The sequence below is a fragment of the Streptococcus oralis genome (assembly GCF_001578945.1).
GTDB lineage: Bacteria > Bacillota > Bacilli > Lactobacillales > Streptococcaceae > Streptococcus > Streptococcus oralis_Q.
In genome coordinates this window covers 456,437-458,844 of record NZ_KQ969551.1, presented here as the reverse complement: position 1 = coordinate 458,844, position 2,408 = coordinate 456,437, and the positions used below count along the sequence as shown (strand labels likewise).

Annotated in this window: 3 protein-coding genes; all 3 read left to right on the top strand. The window is 41.5% G+C overall.

Annotated features, from left to right (window positions below):
* The first annotated feature begins 2 nt into the window (after positions 1 to 2).
* On the top strand, positions 3 to 1,613 hold the full coding sequence (dnaX, locus tag SORDD16_RS04890) for a DNA polymerase III subunit gamma/tau (protein ID WP_061452571.1): 1,611 nt from the start codon (positions 3 to 5) through the stop codon (positions 1,611 to 1,613).
* A 27-nt stretch (positions 1,614 to 1,640) separates the two neighbouring features.
* Entirely contained in the window at positions 1,641 to 1,835 is a 195-nt protein-coding gene (locus SORDD16_RS04885; RefSeq protein WP_061452570.1) for a DUF3272 family protein, read from the top strand.
* Between the two features lie 151 nt (positions 1,836 to 1,986).
* The coding region (locus SORDD16_RS04880; protein ID WP_128973474.1) for an ABC transporter ATP-binding protein at positions 1,987 to 2,408 on the top strand (422 nt) is incomplete at its 3' end.

Genomic DNA, 2,408 nt, shown 5'->3' with positions numbered 1-2,408 from the left:
AATTGGTCGGACAAGATGTTGTGGCTAAAACCCTAAAACAAGCGGTCGAGCAGGAAAAGATTAGTCATGCTTATCTTTTCTCAGGCCCTCGTGGAACTGGGAAGACCAGTGTAGCCAAGATTTTTGCCAAGGCTATGAACTGTCCGAACCAAGTGGACGGAGAACCATGTAATCACTGCTATATCTGTCAGGCAGTGACAGAAGGTAGCCTAGAAGATGTTATTGAAATGGATGCGGCTTCAAATAATGGAGTTGATGAAATCCGTGAAATTCGTGACAAATCTACCTATGCACCTAGCTTGGCACGTTATAAGGTCTATATCATAGACGAGGTTCATATGCTGTCTACGGGAGCCTTTAATGCGCTTTTGAAGACTCTTGAGGAGCCAACTCAAAATGTTGTCTTTATCTTGGCGACCACTGAATTGCATAAGATTCCTGCAACCATTTTATCGCGTGTTCAACGTTTTGAGTTCAAATCGATTAAAACTCAAGATATCAAGGAGCATATTTATCATATTCTAGAAAAAGAAAATATCAGTTCTGAACCGGAGGCTGTGGAAATCATTGCCAGACGAGCTGAAGGTGGAATGCGGGATGCCTTGTCTATTCTGGACCAAGCCTTGAGTTTAACACAGGGAAATGAGCTCACGACTGCTATCTCTGAGGAGATTACAGGCACCATTAGTTTATCAGCACTAGATGACTATGTAGCTGCCTTGTCCCAGCAGGATGTCCCAAAAGCGCTTGATTCTTTGAATCTTTTATTTGAGAATGGCAAGAGCATGACTCGTTTTGTAACGGATCTCTTGCAGTATTTGCGTGATTTACTGGTCGTCCAGACGGGTGGCGAAAATACTCATCATAGTCCAGTTTTTATGGACAATCTAGCTTTATCACAGGAAAGCCTCTTTGAAATGATTCGAATAGCGACTGTGAGCTTGGCAGATATGAAAGCAAGCCTGCAACCTAAGATTTATGCTGAGATGATGACCATTCGTTTAGCTGAGATTAAGCCTGAATTTGCTCTTTCAGGAGCTGTAGAAAGTGAAATTTCTACACTGAGACAGGAAGTCGCTCGTCTCAAACAAGAACTTGCCAATGTTGGAACAGCTCCTAAACAAGTGGTGCCAGTCCCTAGCCGTCCAGCCACTTCCAAGACAGTCTATCGAGTAGACCGTAATAAGGTTCAGGCTATCCTACAAGAAGCTGTTGAAAATCCTGAATTGGCACGGCAAAACTTGATTCGCCTTCAGAATGCATGGGGAGAAGTGATCGAAAGCTTAGCTGGTCCTGATAAGGCTCTTCTCGTAGGTTCTCAACCAGTTGCGGCCAACGAACACCATGCTATTTTAGCCTTTGAGTCTAATTTCAATGCTGGGCAAACTATGAAACGGGACAATCTCAACACCATGTTTGGCAACATCCTCAGTCAGGCAGCAGGTTTTTCACCTGAAATCTTAGCCATTTCCCTAGAGGAATGGAAAGAGGTTCGAGCAGCATTTTCAGCTAAAAACAAGTCTTCCCAAACCAATCAAGAGGTAGAAGAAGAGAGTCTGATTCCAGAAGGATTTGAATTTCTGGCTGATAAAGTCATAGTCGAAGAAGACTAAAATTGGATTTCATGGTACAATAATCCTATGAATAGACAACAATTTATCGTGATAGCGCTATTTACAGCTGCTGAGACTTATTTTTTCAATGAAGCTTGGATGACTGACCGCTATTTCATGGCAGCCTTTTGGGCCATTCTTCTTTTTCGAAATTTTAGGTTAAGTTATGTAATGGGGAAAATAGTAGATGCCATTGATCAGCACCTAAACCGCAAGGATTAGTCACTAGCTTCTAAACAAAATCAAAGCCTTTTAGGCTTTTTTTTGTTATACTAGTAGAGTATATTTATGGACCTTTTTTGTGTTTTTTAGAGAAATGTAAGTGATTTCTTTAAGGATAAAGGAAGTAGGCCAGAAAAAGAAAGGAACTATCATGTCAGTATTAGAGATCAAAGATCTTCACGTTGAGATTGAAGGAAAAGAAATTTTGAAAGGGGTCAATCTGACTCTGAAAACAGGAGAAATCGCAGCTATCATGGGACCAAATGGTACTGGTAAATCGACTCTTTCTGCAGCTATCATGGGGAACCCTAACTATGAAGTTACCAAAGGTGAAGTCTTGTTTGATGGCGTAAACATCCTTGAGTTGGAAGTGGACGAGCGTGCGCGTATGGGACTTTTCCTTGCTATGCAATACCCATCTGAAATTCCAGGTATTACCAATGCTGAATTTCTTCGCGCAGCCATGAATGCTGGTAAAGAAGATGATGAAAAGATTTCAGTTCGTGAATTTATCACTAAACTAGACGAGAAAATGGAATTGCTCAACATGAAAGAAGAAATGGCTGAGCGCTA